At 54.1% G+C, this 17,891-nt stretch carries 17 protein-coding genes; 7 read left to right on the top strand and 10 right to left on the bottom strand.

The features are described 5' to 3' along the window. The 6 genes from ACTU44_RS19645 to ACTU44_RS19620 form a co-directional block, all read right to left on the bottom strand. Nucleotides 1–462, bottom strand: coding sequence for a (2Fe-2S)-binding protein (locus ACTU44_RS19645; protein ID WP_114098178.1), 462 nt, complete (start codon nucleotides 460–462; stop codon nucleotides 1–3). A gap of 292 nt (nucleotides 463–754) precedes the next feature. After that, nucleotides 755–2,113, bottom strand: coding sequence for an FAD-binding oxidoreductase (locus tag ACTU44_RS19640; RefSeq protein ID WP_462097442.1), 1,359 nt, complete (start codon nucleotides 2,111–2,113; stop codon nucleotides 755–757). Between the two features lie 82 nt (nucleotides 2,114–2,195). Beyond that, nucleotides 2,196–3,095: a 4-hydroxy-tetrahydrodipicolinate synthase gene (dapA, locus tag ACTU44_RS19635; RefSeq protein ID WP_114098180.1), complete on the bottom strand. Its 900-nt coding sequence runs from the start codon at nucleotides 3,093–3,095 to the stop codon at nucleotides 2,196–2,198. 30 nt (nucleotides 3,096–3,125) lie between these two features. Next, a complete protein-coding gene (locus ACTU44_RS19630) occupies nucleotides 3,126–4,430 on the bottom strand; it encodes a TRAP transporter large permease (protein WP_462096166.1) in 1,305 nt (434 codons plus the stop codon). Between the two features lie 8 nt (nucleotides 4,431–4,438). After that, nucleotides 4,439–4,957 carry a TRAP transporter small permease gene (locus tag ACTU44_RS19625; protein WP_114098183.1) on the bottom strand — a complete coding sequence of 173 codons (519 nt, stop codon included), beginning with the start codon at nucleotides 4,955–4,957 and terminating at the stop codon, nucleotides 4,439–4,441. 135 nt (nucleotides 4,958–5,092) lie between these two features. Beyond that, on the bottom strand, nucleotides 5,093–6,127 hold the full coding sequence (locus ACTU44_RS19620) for a TRAP transporter substrate-binding protein (RefSeq protein ID WP_462096165.1): 1,035 nt from the start codon (nucleotides 6,125–6,127) through the stop codon (nucleotides 5,093–5,095). A gap of 407 nt (nucleotides 6,128–6,534) precedes the next feature. On the opposite strand from ACTU44_RS19620, the gene ACTU44_RS19615 reads away from it, so the two are divergent. Next, nucleotides 6,535–7,152 carry a helix-turn-helix domain-containing protein gene (locus ACTU44_RS19615; protein ID WP_114098185.1) on the top strand — a complete coding sequence of 206 codons (618 nt, stop codon included), beginning with the start codon at nucleotides 6,535–6,537 and terminating at the stop codon, nucleotides 7,150–7,152. A 4-nt stretch (nucleotides 7,153–7,156) separates the two neighbouring features. Next, nucleotides 7,157–8,299 (top strand): alpha-hydroxy acid oxidase, encoded by a 1,143-nt coding sequence (locus ACTU44_RS19610; protein ID WP_462096164.1) that lies wholly within the window; start codon nucleotides 7,157–7,159, stop codon nucleotides 8,297–8,299. Between the two features lie 130 nt (nucleotides 8,300–8,429). On the opposite strand, the gene ACTU44_RS19605 is transcribed toward ACTU44_RS19610, so the two are convergent. Continuing rightward, on the bottom strand, nucleotides 8,430–8,663 hold the full coding sequence (locus ACTU44_RS19605) for a hypothetical protein (protein ID WP_114098187.1): 234 nt from the start codon (nucleotides 8,661–8,663) through the stop codon (nucleotides 8,430–8,432). A 214-nt stretch (nucleotides 8,664–8,877) separates the two neighbouring features. Here ACTU44_RS19605 and ACTU44_RS19600 point away from each other — a divergent pair, with 214 nt between their 5' ends. Continuing rightward, nucleotides 8,878–9,315 carry an Lrp/AsnC family transcriptional regulator gene (locus ACTU44_RS19600; RefSeq protein WP_114098188.1) on the top strand — a complete coding sequence of 146 codons (438 nt, stop codon included), beginning with the start codon at nucleotides 8,878–8,880 and terminating at the stop codon, nucleotides 9,313–9,315. A gap of 188 nt (nucleotides 9,316–9,503) precedes the next feature. Here the strand turns inward: ACTU44_RS19600 and ACTU44_RS19595 are convergent, their stop codons facing one another. After that, nucleotides 9,504–10,751, bottom strand: coding sequence for a saccharopine dehydrogenase family protein (locus ACTU44_RS19595; protein WP_462096163.1), 1,248 nt, complete (start codon nucleotides 10,749–10,751; stop codon nucleotides 9,504–9,506). A gap of 76 nt (nucleotides 10,752–10,827) precedes the next feature. Then, nucleotides 10,828–11,925, bottom strand: a complete 1,098-nt coding sequence (locus ACTU44_RS19590; protein ID WP_114098190.1) for a carboxynorspermidine decarboxylase — start codon at nucleotides 11,923–11,925, stop codon at nucleotides 10,828–10,830. A gap of 617 nt (nucleotides 11,926–12,542) precedes the next feature. Here ACTU44_RS19590 and ACTU44_RS19585 point away from each other — a divergent pair. After that, nucleotides 12,543–13,031, top strand: coding sequence for a VOC family protein (locus tag ACTU44_RS19585; RefSeq protein WP_114098191.1), 489 nt, complete (start codon nucleotides 12,543–12,545; stop codon nucleotides 13,029–13,031). 29 nt (nucleotides 13,032–13,060) lie between these two features. Here the strand turns inward: ACTU44_RS19585 and ACTU44_RS19580 are convergent, their stop codons facing one another. Continuing rightward, nucleotides 13,061–14,095, bottom strand: a complete 1,035-nt coding sequence (locus ACTU44_RS19580; protein WP_114098192.1) for a LacI family DNA-binding transcriptional regulator — start codon at nucleotides 14,093–14,095, stop codon at nucleotides 13,061–13,063. A 176-nt stretch (nucleotides 14,096–14,271) separates the two neighbouring features. On the opposite strand from ACTU44_RS19580, the gene ACTU44_RS19575 reads away from it, so the two are divergent. The 3 genes from ACTU44_RS19575 (at nucleotide 14,272) to ACTU44_RS19565 (ending at nucleotide 17,853) form a co-directional block, all read left to right on the top strand. Next, entirely contained in the window at nucleotides 14,272–15,825 is a 1,554-nt protein-coding gene (locus tag ACTU44_RS19575) for a sugar ABC transporter ATP-binding protein (RefSeq protein WP_462096162.1), read from the top strand. After that, the gene (locus tag ACTU44_RS19570) at nucleotides 15,818–16,831 is read left to right on the top strand and encodes an ABC transporter permease (RefSeq protein WP_114098194.1); all 1,014 of its coding nucleotides are present in this window, start codon (nucleotides 15,818–15,820) and stop codon (nucleotides 16,829–16,831) included. The genes ACTU44_RS19575 and ACTU44_RS19570 overlap by 8 nt, the downstream gene beginning before the upstream one ends. A gap of 65 nt (nucleotides 16,832–16,896) precedes the next feature. Continuing rightward, nucleotides 16,897–17,853, top strand: a complete 957-nt coding sequence (locus tag ACTU44_RS19565; protein WP_114098195.1) for an ABC transporter substrate-binding protein — start codon at nucleotides 16,897–16,899, stop codon at nucleotides 17,851–17,853. Nucleotides 17,854–17,891: the final 38 nt, after the last annotated feature.

Here is a 17,891-nt window from a genome sequence, read left to right as displayed (position 1 = left end):
TTAGGCCTCCAGCTTTTGGGATGCGAGCTTGACGGCTTCGTTGATGCGGACATAGGTCACGCAACGGCAGGCATTGCCGTTCATGTAATCGCGAATCTCGTCATCGGTCGGGTTCGGGTTTTCGGTCAGAAGACCGATGGCCGACATGATCTGACCGGACTGGCACCAGCCGCACTGCACGACGTCTTTTTCGCGCCAGGCTTCCTGAACGGCCTGTGCGATCTTGTCGGTCGCGCCTTCAATGGTGGTGATGTCAGTATCAACCGCGTCTTCGACAAAGGTCTGGCACGAACGGGTCGGGTAACCATCCACATGCACGGTACAGGCACCGCAATAGGCAACGCCGCAACCGAATTTGGTTCCGGTCAATTGAAGTTCGTCGCGCAAAACCCAAAGCAACGGTGTGCCGGGTTCGGCATCAACGGTGCGGGTCTCGCCATTGATTTTAAGCTGATATTGCATGGCCGCCTCATCTCTCTCTTGGCTTGTTATGCCCGATCTTCGCGCAAGGGCAGGTAACCAAGCGGTAAACGCCCGATTACCCTTTGATCGGTCGGGCGCAAAAGTGATGACCCGGCATTCCAAGCCATCAGATCGGCTGGTCGCCATGCAGATGGAGGTGTGTCGTCGTGGATTTAAGGTGGGCGAAAGAACAGAATAAAAAAACGGGCGCAAACCAGCTGCGCCCGTTCTTGCCGATCCTGCTTAAGCTTGGGAGAAGAAGCAGGTCGGACTTTGCCGTAATCAAAAAGGGTTATTCAAACAGGACACCCGGGTTCATACGGTTTTCGGGGTCGAAGGTCTGTTTCACACTTTTCATAAGTTCATAGCGCAGCGGATCGGCAAGACGTTTGAGTTCGTCGGTCAGTTTGCGACCAACCCCGTGTTCGGCGCTGAATGTTCCGCCAAAGCTTGCCGCGATGTCATGAACGCAGGTCTGAACATCATGGATAACCGCATCCGGGTCAGACAGGCTCTTCCAGTAATCATGCGGGAACATCAGGATGTAATGCACATTGCCGTCACCAAGGTGATTGACCAGAAGCGGCGTTGCCATCGGGAATTTCTCAGCGGTGACTTCCTTGGCCTTGGCGATGAATGCCGGGACCTTGGAAACGCGCACGGCGACATCATGCACCATGCCCATGCCTTCAAGCTTGTTGGCCTCGGTCACGGAATGACGAACATGCCAGATCTGTTCGGCCTGTTGGGAGTTGGTTGCGATAAAGGCATCAAGGACCGAACCGTTTTCAAGGTTCTCGCCAAGGATTTCCTCGAACACGCCATTCAGATCAACCGAGCTGTCATTTGAGGTCAGCTCGATCATCAATGACCATTCGGGAACCGTGTCAAACGGGACGTGAACGCGGTCGATATGGCGAACAACGGCGTCGATCTCGGTGCCTGAAAGCAGTTCGAAGGCCTCGACATAGGCGCCGCATTTTTCCTGAAACTCTGTAAACAGGCGCACCGCAGATTCCGGTGAATCGACCGAGACCCATGCATGGGCATCATTGGTGTTCTCAGGATGCAGGCGAAGGGCAGCACCGGTAACGATGCCAAGCGTACCCTCGGCCCCGATAAACAGATGTTTAAGGTCGTAGCCGGTGTTGTTTTTCTTGAGCCCTTCAAGGTCGCTCAGGATACGGCCATCGGCCAGAACAACCTCGATTCCGCACACCAGATCGCGCATCGGACCGTATTTGACAACCCCGGTGCCCCCGGCATTGGTCGAAATCAGGCCGCCGATCTGTGCACTGCCTTCGCTGCCCAGATAAAGCGGGAACTGACGTTTGTGGGTTTTGGCCTTTTCATGCAGTTCGGCAAGAATCACCCCGGCATCAACAGTTGCGATATTGGCGGCAACATCGATTTCGCGGATCTGCTTCATGCGTTGCAGGCTGATGACGATGCCCGGTTTGTCTTTCGGCGACGGGCTTTCAGGCACGGCGCCATAGCACAGACCGGTATTTCCCCCGAGGGGAAATACCGGCTGCCCTTCCTCGGCAGCCACTTTCATCGTCAGGGAGACCTCCTCAACTGAGGCTGGAAGGGCAACGCAAACGGCATTGCCTTGCCTGCGATCGCGCCAATCGGTCAAGAAAGGGCGCATTTCTTGAGGATCGGTGATCAAACCTTTATCGCCGAGGATTTGGTGGAGACGATCAATCATGGCTGGTCCTTGGAAAGTTAAATCAGGCGACGTTGGCAAGTGATGTGACATCGAAGGCAGATTTAAGGGCTGCCATCGTGTCCCGGGACGGGCTTTGCAGCGGAAGGCGGACATCGCCAACCGGCTGACCGGCCATTTCCATGTATTTTTTCAACGGGCCCGGATTGGTTTCGCGATAGATCGCGTCAATCGCACAATCAAGCTTGGTCTGAAGCTTGAGCGCTTCGTTCAGTTTGCCTTCACGTGCGAGATTGAAAATCTCGATCCAGATTTCCGGATAGATGTTGGCAGAAGCCAGAACACCACCCTTGGCACCCATGGTCACATGGGTCGCGAACAGCGGTTCCTCGCCACTCAGGATTGCCATTTTATCACCGGCAAGCTTCATGGTCTTGATGAATTCCGGCATGTCATAGTTTGAACATTTCATGCCGATGATCGAACCGTCTTCTGCCATTGCCTGAATGGTTTCGGCCTTGGTGGCAACGGTGGTACGACGCGGGATCTCATAGAGAAGAACCGGAACACCGATTTCGTTACGGTAGTTGGCAAAATATTCGCGCATGCCGTCCTGGGTGCCCGCTGCATAGTAGGGCGTAACAGTCATGACCCCGGCGGCACCGACAGCTTCGAAATCCTTGCCGGCTTCGACAGCATCAAGGAAACCGGTGGAAAGAACACCCGGAATGACCGGTGCGTCGCCCGCGGCTTCGACACAGGTTTTGACAATGTCCTTGCGTTCCTGACGCGACAGCGCCGGATATTCACCGGTGCCGCCAATCGGGACGATACCGGTTGCACCAGCGGCAAGCTGGCGGGTGACCAGAGCTGCAAGGGCTTTGTGATCGACAGATTTGTCTTCGGTGAAGGGCGTGACAATGGCGGTATAAAGGCCACTGATATCGTTTTTGGTGAGCGTCATTTTAGTCTCATATCTTTTGGGTGGTGGCGATTAATCGAGGAAGCCGAGCAAACGTGGCAGCGTTAGTGAGACTGCCGGGATGTATGTCACGACCAGCAACACGACGATGTTTGAAACCAGGAACGGGAAACTTTTGCGGACGATCGCGGCAAGGGGCTGTCCGCTGATGGCCGATCCAAGATAAAGTCCCAATCCATAGGGCGGTGTCATCAGGCCGATCATGACATTGACGACCATGATCACGCCGAACTGCACCGGGTCGACGCCCATTGCCGCGACAATCGGGGTGAAAAGCGGCGCAAACAAAAGCAACTGAACGGAATCCCCGATCCAAAGACCATTGATCAGGAAGAAGATGTTCAGGCACAGCAGCAACATCCATGGCTGCATATCAAGCGTTGCAATCAGTTCGGTCAGTTCGGAAGGAACACGTTCGGTCGCAAGAATCCAGCTGATGACACTGGCAAAGCCGACAATCAGATAAACCGATGCCGATGTGCGTACTGCGCGATCCAGAATATCCCAGACCTGTTTAAGAGACAGGGTACGATAGGCACAGATACCAACAACAATGGCATAGGCAACGGCAATCGAAGCCGCCTCGGTTGCAGTGAAGATACCGGAAATAATCCCGCCAATGATGATCAGCGGCATGAACAAAGCCCAGAACGCATTATAGAAAATGCGGAAGGCAAGACCGAGTGTCAGGGCCTTGATCGGGTTGGCCGGGAAGTTGTTTTTGCGTGCGATGAAATAGATCACGACAATCTGTGCGATCCCCATCAGCGCACCGGGGACGGCACCACCAAGGAACAGGGCTGCAACCGAAGTGTTGGTCAGGCTCGAAAAGATGATCAGCGGAATGGACGGCGGAATGATCGGCCCCTGAATGGCGGAACTGACCGTTACGGCGGCTGCGAAATCGGCGCGATATCCATCCTTCTTCATCATGTCGATTTCGACAGGACCAAGGGCCGAGATATCGGCAAGGGCAGAACCCGATACGCCTGAAAACATCATCGACCCGACCACGTTGACATAGGCCAGACCACCGCGCCAGCGACCGACCAGAAGACGGGAAAACTGAACAAGGCGTTCTGTCATGCCGACCGATGTCATGATTTCACCGGCAATGATAAAGAGCGGAATCGAAAGCCAGATAAACACATCCATCCCGGTAAAGAATTTATGGGAATACATGTGCAGCATGTCGGTCATGCCGGGCTTGACGAAGAAATAGGAAAGACCGGCAAAGCCGATGGCGAAGATTACCGGGCTGCCAAGGAACATCAGCAACAGCAGCAACCCGATCATGGTGATAAGTGCGTAATCCATAATGTTCCTCAGAGCTCTGCGCGAAGAAGGGACGCTTCCTGCTCGGCTTCTGGTCCCTTGACCAGATCGCGAATGGCAAGAATGACCATGTGGAACAGCATCAGCGCGGCACCGACCGGCACCGAAAGATAAATCCAGAACCACGAAAGATTGAGGGCGGCTGACGTGCGTCTCATGCCGAATATTGCCGAATCAATTCCCTTGATGAGAAGGACGGTCAGCAGGATGGCAAGCAGCAACCGGAACAGGGCATTACGATAGCCAAGCCATCTGCGAGGCCAGAACTTGTCAAAGAAATCGACGCAGACCAGTTGTTCGTCGCGAACAAGCAGACTGCCGCCCAGCATCACCACCCAGACCATCAGAAAGCGCGATGCCTCTTCGGGCCAAGGCAGGGAAAAATTAAAGCCAAATCGCAAAACAACCTGAATGAACAGGACGACGGCAACGGATGCCAGCATCAGCCTGGCCACGACGGATGTGACATAGGCGACGGACAACGAAAGTTTGTCGAGGGTCTGGAGCATGGAAGGTCCTCTCTCGGATTGCGTTTCGCGCTGGAAACATCAATCACAGAACGGCGTGCGAATGGACCGGTCACAATTCGCAAATCAAGCGGGAAACAGTTGGGCCCGGACAGAAACTGCCCGGGCCCTGACTGTTTATTCCTGCGCCGCTTTGACGGCTGCTTCAAGTTCGTTGATCAGGTCGGCACCGACCTTTTCTTCCATGAAGGCACGAATGGGGCCCTTGGTGGCATCAACGAATTTCTGGAATTCTTCCGGGGTCGGCTGATAAATCTCGACACCGGCATTACGGATCACCTTGAGATCCTGGGATTCCTTAGCCGCGATAATGCCAAGCATCGCAAAGGTTGCTTCGCGGGTGGCATTGTCAAAGATCTGCTTATCTTCGGCGCTCAGGCCCTGATAGAACTTATCATTGATCGTGATCAGCGGCATGTTGATCAGGTGGTGATCAAGTGTGTAGTACTTCTGGACTTCCTGAAGGTTGGTCAGAAGCATGGTGTAAGGCGCATTTTCCTGACCATCAACAACACCGGTCTGAAGCGCGCTGTATAGTTCCGCCCATGCAATCGGGGTCGGGGATGCGCCAAGGGCCTTGACCATTTCCATATGCAGCGGAACGGTCTGGGTGCGGATTTTCAGACCCTTCATGTCTTCGGGCGTACGGATCGGACGCACCGAGTTCGAGAAGTTGCGGAACGCGCCGGTCAGGTAGCTGAGGATGCGAACGCCACTGCCTTCGGCGATCATGTCCGAAAGTTTTTGACCAAACGGGCCGTCGTTAAGAACCTCGCGCGCGACCTCGGTGGTCGGGAAGGTATAAGGCATTTCAAGGATCTGTGCCGGCGGGTAATAAGCCGCAAGGTGGCCTGCATTCAATCCGCCAACCATATCGACAAGGCCGATGGAGTTCTGTTCGGCAAGGGATTCAAGATCACCAAGCTGTCCATTCGGGAAAACTTCGAGTTTGTAGCGGCCTCCGGACTGGTTCTGAAGGGTGTTGTCAAACACCTCGGTAAAGGTCCAGTACGGGTTGTCCAGCAGATTGCCTTCGCCATCGACATGGGCGAATTTGACAATGGTTTGTGCGTAGGCGGATGCAGACAGTACGGTGCTCAGGCCGATGGTGGCGGCGAGGGTGACATGCCGAATTTTACGAAGAATCGTCATTTTTACTCCTTTGCCGGGCGACGCACAAAGCAGTGGCGCTTCGAAGGTTGCCTGGTTTCCCTGATAAGGTTTCAACGACGGCGTCAGGCTTTATCGGGTGCCAGATCGCTGACGTTAGCGTTGTTACCGGATGCGGACCGAACGGTTGTGCAATGATGATTGGGCGAGAAGAACATCAAGGGATCCGATCGCATCCGGTAAAACCAAAATATATCCGATATGATGCAAGTCAACACAATATGACAAAAAATTTCCTATAGTATATTTTTTGTCAAATATGGCATAATGTGCAAGATGGTATATTATGGTGTGTCATAAGAAGAATCTGGACACGTGCAATTTATGGTTGTCAGACCAATAAGTGCCGGAAATAAAAGCAAGGTGTTTGCGAAAGGGATTGAGCTAGGATGAATGTCGATCTGGAAGATTTTCAGGCCAACCGACGACAAGTAAGCGTCACAAGCAACCAGTCTGATGAAATCGGACCGCGGTTGCATCATCTGCGCAAAGGGCGCGGCTGGACCTTGCAGGATGCCAGCAAGGCATCGGGAATTTCGGCATCCGCCTTTTCCAAGATCGAGCGTGGTGAACTGTCGCCGACAATCTCGACCATTCAGCGTATAGCACGCGGGTTCGATATGGATGTGGTCAGCCTGCTTTCCGATCCGGAAGCGCAGCCAACCCTTTTGGGGCGTCGCAGTGTGACACGTGCCAATGAAGGCAAGCCGCATCTTTCGGGCAATTGCGATAACAAGCTTTTATGTGCCGAACTCAAAAACAAGCGGATGACTCCGATAAAGACCCGTGTGGTTGCCCGCGATGTCGAGGAATATGACGTCTGGCCAAAAACCGACGCCGAGATTTTCATGACGATCCTGAGTGGCACCGTCGTTGTTCACAGCAAGATCTATGAGCCGCTTGAGCTCCATGAAGGGGACTCGATGTATTATGATGCGAGTGCCGAACATGTCTGGACTCGCAAGGGGCCGGAAGAAGCAGTTGTTCTTTGGGTGCTGACGAGCTGATCCGATGCAGTTGCTCAATGCCGACGATTACCGGGCGGCTGCCAGACGGCATCTGCCCAAGGGATTGTTTGAATATATTGATCGCGGCACCGAAGCAGAGCTTGCGATAGCAGATATCCGTCGATCCCTTGATAATATCCGGTTTCGTCCATCGGTTCTGACCGGGCATGCGGGCAGCAACATGACGACGTCGCTGTTTGACCGGACCTATTGCAGCCCGCTGATTATTGCGCCGACCGCCCTTGCGGGTTTGGTATCCCATGACGGGGAAACCAAGCTGGCGCGGGTTGCCAGTAAGCTTGGCATACCGTTCTGCGTTTCAACCCAGTCCGTGACATCGATTGACGATATTCGCAAAGGCGCACCTGAGGCCGAATTGTGGTTGCAGCTTTATGTCTGGCGCAATCGGGATCTAACCTGGGGGCTGCTTGATCGGGCGCAGAAAGCAGGTGTTTCAACGCTTGTGATTACAGCGGACACACCGCTTTCGCCCAAGCGCGATTATAACCAGCGCAACGGGTTTTCCGTGCCGTTCGTCCCGTCCCTTCGCGGGGTTTGGGATGTTGCGACCCGTCCCAAGTGGCTTTGTTCAGTCATGCTGCGCTATCTGATGACAAGCGGTATGCCGACCTATGCCCATTATCCGGCAGAATTCAAAACAGCCATTACCCGTGCCGCGATTGCCGAAGATGTCAAAATCGAAAGTGCGATCAGCTGGGCCGATATTGCCGAAATCCAGAAACGCTGGTCTGGCCGGATCATCATAAAGGGTGTGTTGTCGGTTGATGACGCAATCAGGGCCCGCGACATGGGGATTGATGGCATCGTGGTTTCTTCCCATGGCGGCCGGAACCTTGATGTGGCGCTGGCCCCGGCAGATGTGTTGCCCGAAATTGTCGATGCGGTCGGCGCAGAGATGCTGGTGATGGCTGATAGTGGCATTCGCCGTGGGAGCGATGCCCTTAAATATCTGGCACTTGGCAGTCGTGCGGTGATGGTCGGGCGGTTACCCCTTTACGGGCTTGCCGCCGGTGGCGAGCAGGGGGCACTTGATATCCTGACCATGCTGATCGACGAGATGCACAGCAATCTGGTTTTTGCCGGTGCCAAGGATATTGATGCACTGCGCACGGCCGCGATTGCATAGCGTCCCCGATACCGATCAGGACATTTTTGAAAAAAAAAAGCCTGTCGATGTGCGATGCACTGACAGGCTTTTTATATGGTCAGGCCGGTTGGGGCGTCGGCCTGCCATCATTGGGGGCGTGAAGTGTTTGTCAGCGCGGTGCGCGTCCATGTTCGCAAATGAAGGCGACGTCGCTGCGGGCAATGCCGATGTCATCAAGAAGTTCGCGCGGGGCGTTGCGAAGCATTTCGGTGTCACGGGCGACCTTGGTGGCTTGTGCCCATTTGCGGGGCAAAAGGACGAGCCAGCGCCAGATGGATGCGCCCGAAACCGGCGCGACATTGGTGGTGGCGACGAGGGAGTCATTCGTAAACTGTGCTGGCATGATGCTGGCTCGCTAGTTTGTTTGCTAATAAGGGGTCAAAGTTTCGTCTGACCCACAAGCAATCTACGCCTGCACTTTGTTAAATGGCGCGCAAACTTCGCAAATTCGTGCGAGATTTTCGCAAAAATTCTGCAAAAACGATTTTCTTTCGTTTGCGGCTTCGGTCATGTTTGTTTGCAGGGTGTTACATCATCACGAACCGGGAAATCGAAACGTGGCGGAACTCGATAAATTCGACTATCGCCTGCTGGAGCTGTTGCAGGAAAACAGCCGCATGACGGGCAATGAACTGGCAGACAAGGTTGGCCTTTCGTCGGCGGCCTGCCTGCGCCGTGTTCAGCGTTTGCGCGAAACCGGCGTGATCGAACGCGATGTTGCGGTGGTTTCCCCCAAGGTATTCGGCAAGCGCATGATGGTGATCGTGCTGTTGACCATGGAACGTGATCGCCCCGATCGTTACATACTGATGCGCGAGGAATTCGCCAAAATGCCCGAAGTGGTGCAGTGCCATCATGTTACCGGCGCACATGATTTTGTGTTGCGTATTCAGGTCAGTGACATGGAAGAATACAGCGCCTTTGTCGAACGGGTGTTCCATGAACCCTATATCAAGCGATATGAAAGCCTTGCGGTGCTGGGATCGCTGAAATAGCGATTTTGCACGGGCAGATTGGCGCCCGGTCTGCCTGACCTGATTGTTAGATCGTATCTAATAATCAGGCTTATTATTCAATTTTTCCTGTTAATCAAAACCAACAAAAATGGCGGACCTAAGCCCGCCATTTTGCTGCAAATATAATTGTATGAGGATTTGACCCTCGTCCTTGATCGCTATTGCGATCAGGCTGCGGAGAAATCCAGCGCCCGGTCGCCATCGGCATCCTTGATGCGGGTCGGAAGACCCATGCCATTGAGCAGGTTCAGGAACGGCTTGGCCGGAAGTTCTTCGACATTGGCCATTTTCTTGACATCCCATTCGCCCGTGGCGATCAGCATGGCAGCCGCAACCGGCGGCACACCAGCGGTATAGGAAATACCCTGGCTTCCGACCTCGTTATAGGCGTCCTTGTGATCCGCCACGTTATAGATCAGGACTTCGGTTTCCTTGCCGTCCTTGGTCCCCTTGACCAGATCACCGATGCAGGTCTTGCCGGTATAGTCCGGTGCCAGCGAGCTCGGGTCCGGCAGGCAGGCCTTGACGACCTTGAGCGGGACGACTTCGAGGCCCTCGGCGGTGGTGACCGGTTTTTCGGACAGAAGGCCGATATTTTTCAGAACCGTGAAGACATTGACGTAATGGTCGCCAAAGCCCATCCAGAAACGAACGTTCGGAACGTCAAGGTTCTGGGACAGGGAATGGACCTCGTCATGGCCGGTCATGAAGGTCTGGCTTTCGCCAACAACCGGCATGTCCCAGATCTTCTTGATCTCGAACATCTTGTTCGATTTCCACTGGTTATCCTGCCAGGAATAGACCGTGCCGGTGAATTCGCGGAAGTTGATTTCCGGATCGAAGTTGGTGGCAAAATATTTGCCATGGCTGCCGGCATTGATGTCGATGATGTCAATCGAGTCAATCTTGTCGAAATAGTCTTCGACTGCCAGCTTGGCATAGGCATTCACCACACCCGGATCAAAGCCGACGCCCAGAATGGCGGTGACGCCAGCAGCTTCGCATTCGGCGCGGCGTTTCCATTCATAGTTTGCATACCATGGCGGGGTTTCGCAGATTTTGTCCTGCTCTTCATGGATGGCCGTATCGAGATAGGCGACACCTGCCTTGATGCAGGCCGACATGACCGGCATGTTGATAAAGGCAGACCCGACATTGATGACGATCTCGCAACCGGTTTTTTCGATCAGGGCGACAGTCGCGTCGACATTGGTTGCATCAAGTGCGTGACCTTCAAGAACGCCCGGGTTCTTGAGGTTTTTCTTTTCATGGATGCTGTCGATGATTGCCTGGCACTTCGCAGCCGTACGCGAAGCGATATGAATATCGCCAAGCACGTCGTTATGCTGCGCACATTTATGTGCCACTACCTGTGCGACGCCACCTGCGCCGATAATCAGAACATTCTTTTTCATGTCGGGCCAAAAACTCCCTTGCTTTGAGAGGTGGGGCACCCGTGCCCCGGTTCGCTATGAAAAGTGCGCTTTCGATTTACGAAAGGCTCGATACGTAGTCATCAAAGGTGAACTCGCGAATAACGCGTTCAGTTCCGTCCAGTTCCCGGATCACGATGGACGGCATGCCGACCCCGTTAAACCAGTTCTTCTTGACCATGGTGTAACCGGCCGCATCCTGAATGGAGATACGGTCGCCAACCTTGATCTCGTTTTCGAAATCAAATTCCCCAAAGACGTCACCGGCAAGGCAGGACTTGCCGCAAATCATATAGTGATGATCGCCTTTATTGGGCAGCACCTTGGCATTTTCGCGATAGATCAGAAGATCAAGCATGTGGGCTTCGATCGAGCTGTCGACGATGGCAAGGTTCTTGCCGTTAAACAGGGTGTCGAGCACGGTGACTTCAAGGGTCGTGCTTTTGGTGATCGATGCTTCGCCCGGCTCCAGATAGACCTGCACGCCGAACTTTTCGGAGAAAGCCTTAAGGCGCGCGCAGAATTTATCGAGCGGGTAGTTTTCACCGGTGAAATGGATGCCGCCACCAAGGCTTACCCATTCCACACGCGACAGCAGGGAGCCGAATTTTTCCTCGATATTGCCAAGCATCCGGTCAAACAGATCAAAATCGGCATTTTCACAGTTATTGTGAATCATGAAGCCGGAAATCTGATCCATCACCGCTTCGACCTTGGTGACATCCCATTCCCCCAGACGCGAGAACGGGCGTGCCGGATCGGCAAGATCAAAGCTTGATGTCGATACCTGCGGGTTCAGGCGAAGGCCGCGCACAATGCCCGATGCCTGCGCGCTGAAGCGGGTCAGCTGGCTGATCGAGTTGAAAATGATCTTGTCGGCATTTTCGATGACCTCGGCGATTTCGCCGTCGGAATAGGCCACGCTATAGGCATGGGTTTCCTTGCCGAACTTCTGACGCCCGAGTTTGACTTCGTGCAGCGACGAAGACGTGGTGCCATCCATATAGTCGGACATGAAATCGAACACCGACCATGTGGCAAAGCATTTAAGTGCCAGAAGCGCCTTCGCACCGGAATGTTCGCGCACATAGGCGATCTTTTCCATGTTGCGCAGCAGCTTGGACTTATCAATGAGGTAATAGGGCGTCGCGGGCATGGGCGGCTCTCTATAACGATGTCACGGGAAAAATACGGATGAAACGCGATCAGTGGCGCATTACGCCAATTTCGGGTTTCGGGCAGTCACCAATATGGTGGAAATCAACAGATCAACTAGTGATCAGCAAGACGATGCGTGATCCAATAGACAGAGACAGATAAACTGTGTTCATTCATCACTTCTTCTCCGTCTAAAAGTTGTTGCCAAAATCAGCCGGTGGGAAAACCCGTTTCGGGTCAACCGGACGGCTGCGCGTGATTCTGCGTATCTTCCGCGACCCAATAGCAGCGGGGCGCATGGGGGTCAATACCGCATTGACCCCTATCTAATGCGATTTCGTCATTCCGCGCATGTTGTCGTTTCATGAAGCTTTACACGAACGTCCGTCGCATTGATTTCGATTTGTTATTCACCATCTGATATTTAAGGGCAAACGCACCGGTTAATGCGGACGTCCGGGCAACGAGCACGCCCCCAAAACCATGCCGATCCTGTGGCAAGTGTGACATCTAAACCACTGGTATTCAATGATCGGGAAATTTTGATGTCCCTTGTGGATCAAATGTGGCGCACAGGCGTTGGGGCAGTAAGGATAAACTCAGACGGAGGGGGCCATGTCACCTGCAGCTGTCAGTGTCGACCATCTTGCGTTTCCAACCCGCGACCTTGAGGCAACCGACCATTTTTATTCCAAGGTCATGGCGGCCAGACTTGTTCATGCCGAAAGCGGATACAGCCCGTCATGGAAAAGCGATTACTTGCTGATTACCTATGCCTTGCCGGACGGCACGCGGATTTCGTTTTTTGACTGGCCTGCCGATACCGGGCCATATCCCGATGATCCGCACATGCCCGATGATGTGTTCCATATCGGGCTGCGCTGTGCCGCGCCACGCGACGTGATTGCCTGGCAGAACCATCTGTTCCAGCACAAGGTTGTCTATCATAGCGAGGATGACGGACAATCGCGCCGCCTGTTCATTCGCGACCCGAATGGTATCCGCTATGAGATCTTTGCGTCTGAAACGGCCAAATCGGGGCAGGAGCACGAAGGAAATGCGCGTTCCGTCATGGGTGAATGGCAAAGGATTTCAGGGAGCTGATCAGAAACATCTGATCAGGGTGCCCGCGATCAGAGGGTTGGGCAGGGGCCGCTGCTTTGCCGGACAATCAGTTCGGTCGGAATGATGACCGGGCCGGTGTCGCGGGAGTCATGCAGGCCCTTTGATCCCAGACGATCCAGAAGCAGGGTGATGGCCTGTTCGCCCAATCGGCGGCGCGGCTGACGTACCGTGGTAATCGGCGGGTCATAGGCAGCCGCATGGGGGATGTCGTCAAAACCGACAACCGAGACGTCTTGCGGGATGCGCAATCCATATTCCTTTGCCGCGACAATCACGCCGATTGCCATGCCGTCACTTGCACAGGACACAGCCGTCGGACGGGTTTTCGGATCACCAAGCAGTGCGCGGCCTGCGGCAATTCCCGAATCAATCGAAAAATCGCCGCGATAAATCAGTGACGGATCATGGGCGATACCGGCGGCCTCAAGCGCGCGGCGATATCCGGTGACACGGTCAATGGTCAGGATATTGCCCGAAGGGCCACTGACATGGGCGATGCGCCGATGGCCCAGATCGGTCAGATGACGGTTGGCGATAAAGGATGCCTCGTCATTATCAATGATCACGGTCGGCAGGGCACATCCCGGAATACGTTCGCAGGCAACAACAACCGGCGGGGTTGCATTGGCAGGCGCATTGGCAAGCGACGCCGGAAGACGCCCGTTCAGCAGGATCATGGCGTCGGCCTGATTGCTGCGCAGATAGGCGGCATAGGTTGCTTCGCGTTCCGGATCGTTTTGAGTGTCACCGATCAGGACGTTATATCCTGCCTGGCTTGCGCCTTTTTCGATTCCCGACAGAATCGCCGAAAAGAACGGGTTTCCAATGTCAGGTACCAGCAAAAGGATCATGCCTGAACGGTTCAGGCGCAGGTTCCTTGCCATGACATTGGCGGTATAGCCGGTGGCGGTGATTGCAGTTTGCACTTTTTCACGTGTGGTTTCGGAAACCACATCGGGTTTGTGCAGGGCCCGGCTGACAGTGGCGATAGACACTCCGGCATGACGGGCAACATCTTCAATCGTCGCGATTTTTTCACTCATGCTTCTTCCTACTCCGCCGGATAAACCCTGTCCAGCGGCATTCTATGCGTCATTGCAGGGGGTGATTTTGGTCACAATCAGTCAAATGTAAAGGTTTACATTGAAAATGAAAACGTTTACACAGAGGGTAATCAAGAGCTGATCGCAAAAAATGCGACGCCAGGGAGGATATATTCATGACGGATGCGGCCGTTCACGCCGTTAATGCCGATCTGCGGGCGCAAACACGCCTGTCGGGGCGGCAAATTTGCAAGTCATTCGGTTCTGCGCAGGTTCTTTTCGATGTTTCCATCGATCTGAAAGCGGGCGAGGTTCATGCGCTGCTGGGGGAGAACGGCGCGGGTAAATCCACACTTGTAAAAATTCTGTCCGGTTATCATCAGCCAACAAGTGGCGCGCTGCTTCTTGATGACGCGCCGCTCGAATTTCATGACAGCGAAGTTGCGGAAAGTCATGGTGTGATCCTGATCCATCAGGAGCTTAACCTTGCCGAACAGCTGACCGTTGAAGAGAACATCTTCCTGGGTCGCGAAATCAAGCGCGGCTGGTTCCTTGACAAGACGACGATGCGCCTTGAAGCCAAAAAGCTTCTTGATCAGTTGCAATGTGATGTTGATCCGCGCACGCGCATCCGTGATCTTTCGGTTTCCGACCGCCAGATGGTTGAAATCGCCAAGGCGCTGTCAAAGAAAGCCGAGATTCTTATTCTTGATGAGCCGACGGCGGTTCTGACCGGGCGCGAGGTCGATATCCTGTTTGATCAGATCAAGCGCCTGCGCGATCAGGGTGTCGCGATCCTTTATATTTCCCACAAGCTTGATGAAATCAAAGCGATTGCTGATCGGGTCACGGTTCTGCGTGACGGACGGCACATCACCACCGAACCGGTTGCCGGTCTTGAAAAAGATGACATGGCGCGCCTGATGGTGGGGCGTGACATCAAGCAGATGTTTCCTGATCGTGCACCGGGACATGCCGGTGATATCGCCCTTTCGGTGCGTAATCTGTCGGTCGACGGGCAAGTTCGCGATGCCAGTTTTGATCTGAGACGTGGCGAGGTTCTTGGCTTTGCCGGGATTGTCGGGGCGGGGCGTACGGCCCTGATGGAGGCGATCATTGGTCTGCGTGAACGCAGCGCCGGGACGATTGAGCGCAACGGTGCGCCGGTCACAATCAAGGATCTTCAGGACGCCAAAAATTGCGGAATTGCCTATCTGACCAAGGACCGCAAGGGCAGTGGGCTGCTTTTGAATATGGATATGCGGCCCAACCTGACTTTGCTGGCGCTTGAGAAATTCGGGCGTGTGATTATCGACCGCAAGGCCGAGGAAGCAGCACTTGAAGCCGCAATTGAGGCTTTTGATATTCGCGCAGCCGACCGCAAATCCAAGGTCGGCGATTTTTCCGGCGGGAACCAGCAGAAGCTTTTGCTGGCCAAGGTCATGGAAACCGACCCGGAGATCGTGATCATCGACGAGCCGACACGCGGCATCGATATCGGCACCAAAAGCCAGATTTATCATTTCATCGGCGATCTGACCAATCGCGGAAAATCCGTCATCCTCCTGTCGTCTGAAATGCCGGAGATGCTTGGCCTGTCTGACCGTATTGCGGTCATGGCAGCCGGACGCATTACCGGCATTCTTGAAGGTAACGACCGTAATGAGCATGAAATCATGCGGCACGCGACAGGAATTTCAGGCAAGCAGGGAGTGTCTGTTCATGAATAGCCTTGAGCGAACCGAAGCATCATCGTCAAGCCGGTTCCAAATCGATTTCAAGGCCCTGGGGCCGTTTCTGGCCCTTGTTGCCCTGTTTGTTTTGGGTGCAGCCATCAATGATGCGTTCCTCAGTGGTGGTAACCTTGCCAATATTTTCACCCGCGCGGCCTTTATCGGGATCATCGCTGTGGGTGCAACCTTTGTGATCACGGCAGGGGGAATTGATCTTTCGGTTGGTTCGATGGCGGCATTCATCTCGGGTGCGATGATTGTTGTGATGAATACGCTGGTCGCAACCCTTGGCGCGGGGATCGAGACGGTCCTGATTGGCGTGTTGCTGAGCGTGGTTTTGGGGGTTGCGGCGGGTGCCGTCAACGGACTGGTCAGCACCAAGGGCAAGATCGAAGCCTTTATCGTTACCCTTGGCACAATGGGGATTTACCGGTCGCTTGTGACCTATATGGCCGATGGCGGGACCCTGTCGCTTGATTTCGAAATGCGCGGTGTTTATCGCCCGGTTTATTATGGCGATGTACTGGGTATTCCGGTGCCGGTGATTGTGTTCTTTGCTGTGGCGGTCGCCGGTTATGTGTTGCTGAATATGACGCCGTTTGGCCGGAAATGCTTTGCCATCGGATCAAACGAGCAGGTTGCGCGCTATTCGGCGATCCATGTCGACCGGGTCAAGACCCTGACCTATGTGATCCAGGGACTTTGTGTGTCGCTTGCCACCATCATCTATGTGCCGCGTCTTGGGTCGGCATCAAGTTCGACCGGTGTTCTGTGGGAACTTGAAGCGATTGCTGCGGTGATTATTGGCGGCACGATGCTTAAAGGCGGTTATGGCCGCATCTGGGGCACGGTTGTTGGCGCAATCATGCTGACCACCATTGGCAATATTCTGAATTTGACGGATGCGATCAGTAATTATCTGAACGGAGCGGTTCAGGGGCTGATCATTATCGTTGCCGTGTTCCTGCAACGCGGGGACTGGCGACGCAAAAAGAGCAAATAACCGGCGATCAACGTCCGGGAAGAATGTGAAAACGCATCATTTTTTTTGATCAGGAGGAAGCGTTGATGAAAACGTTTACAAAATATCTGGGGGCAGCTTGCGTGCTGGGTCTTGGCCTTGCATCCACGACTGCACTCGCAGCAGATAAAATCAAGATCGGGGTTTCTATTCCTGCGGCGACGCATGGCTGGGCCGGTGGTCTGAACTGGCACGCCGAACAAGCTGAAAAGCGCATTGAGGCGACCTATCCGAATATTGATGTCATCGTCGTCAGTGCAAATGGTGCATCCGAACAGGCCAACGACCTTGAAGATCTGGTGTCTGTGCAGAACATCGATGCGCTGGTGGTTCTGCCGTTTGAATCCGATCCGCTGACGATTCCGGTCCAGCAGGTCAAGGAAGCAGGCAAGTTTGTAACGGTTGTTGACCGCGGGCTTTCAATTCCGGGGATCGAGGACGTTTATGTTGCCGGTAACAACCCGGAACTTGGCCGTGTGTCGGGCGAATATATCCGCGATCGTCTGAATGACGAGGGCAAGATCGTTGTCCTGCGCGGTATTCCGACCACCATTGACACCGAACGTGTGGATGCCTTCGTCGATACGCTTGATGGCTCCAAGATCGAAATCCTTGATATGAAGCACGCCAACTGGAACCGCGATGACGGCTATGAAGTCATGCAGGACTTCCTGTCGCGCTTCCCGAAAATCGATGCAGTCTGGGCACAGGATGATGACATCGCCCTTGGTGTGATCGAGGCTGTCAAACAGGCTGATCGTACAGATGAAATGTTCATCGTCGGCGGTGCTGGCATGAAAGACATCATCAAGCGCGTGATGGATGGCGACAAACTGACTCCGATTGATGTGCTTTATCCGCCGGCAATGATCGCAACCGCGATTGATATTACCGTGATGAAGTTTACCTCGAACGCGCCGGTCGAAGGCCGTTACATCCTTGGTGCGACTGTCGTGACCCAGGAAAACGCCGAGAACTTCTATTTCCCGGACAGCCCGTTCTAATCAATATTTGATTGGGATCGGCAAACCTTGGTGTCGGG

The sequence above is a fragment of the Thalassospira sp. SM2505 genome, from assembly GCF_054901115.1.
This window is presented reverse-complemented; position numbering and strand designations above follow the sequence as displayed.